1 protein-coding gene is annotated in these 840 nt (G+C 40.0%); it reads left to right on the top strand.

Going from position 1 to position 840, the window contains the following annotated elements; genetic code table 11:
- Positions 1-125: 125 nt before the first annotated feature.
- Positions 126-840 (top strand): hypothetical protein (locus IQR33_RS25345; RefSeq protein ID WP_193844166.1); only part of this gene is annotated, 715 nt, incomplete at its 3' end.

Here is an 840-nt window from a genome sequence, read left to right as displayed (position 1 = left end):
GTATTAAAAGCCCAGAAGCCCAATCCAAATTAAAAATTCTCCGTCTTTCTGATTCAGTACTCAATTGCCACTGTGTATCACCACCAGCCACAATGTATCTACGTAAAAGGGGGGATTACATATTCATGGTGAATCATTATGAGCATGGCCAACATCTGCAAAATTGTCCCTTGTACTCAGACATAAAAGGTTGCAGAGAAGCGGTAAATAGAGATATTTCGCCTGAGTCCGAAGAATCAGATTTTAATACCTTTATTTATCACAGAGCTCTCCCTTCTACAGGAACTGATTCAACTAATCCAAAGTCAACTTCAACACGAACGCCCAGTGTACGGCATGGAGAGAGTAAGTTAGAAAGGCTGTATTATCATTTATTAACCGACACACTATCAAATTGGCATTTCTCCGGAAAATCTATGTCGGCTGAACAGCACTTATTCAAACTTAAGAGCTCTGCCAATAAAATCCTCTTTGGAAGTAGTACTCTTGATAAATACATATTTATCGGACCAACAGGTTTGAGATACGCTTTTTCAAAACTCTATCGTAAAACCGGGACTGGGTGGAAAGGCCCTGGACGCCCACAAGCATTTTGCATGTTCATCACCAATACTATTGAGTTAAAAGAACATTCTTTAGTAATTGATGACACGTGTCTGTCGTTTACCCGTTTGGTGAGCCCTTTAGCCAAATCGGCACTTAAAGAAGTGGAAGGACCTTATTTCGTCTTAGCAACCTTATGCCAAATGCACTCTGAAAGAATTAAGCTACACACCGTTTACATCCAACCAATCGTTTCATTGACAAATCAGGTACCTATTACTTCATCATTCGAACGCA

The organism is Vibrio sp. OPT46, from assembly GCF_015163535.1.
Lineage (GTDB): Bacteria > Pseudomonadota > Gammaproteobacteria > Enterobacterales > Vibrionaceae > Vibrio > Vibrio alginolyticus.
This window is presented reverse-complemented; position numbering and strand designations above follow the sequence as displayed.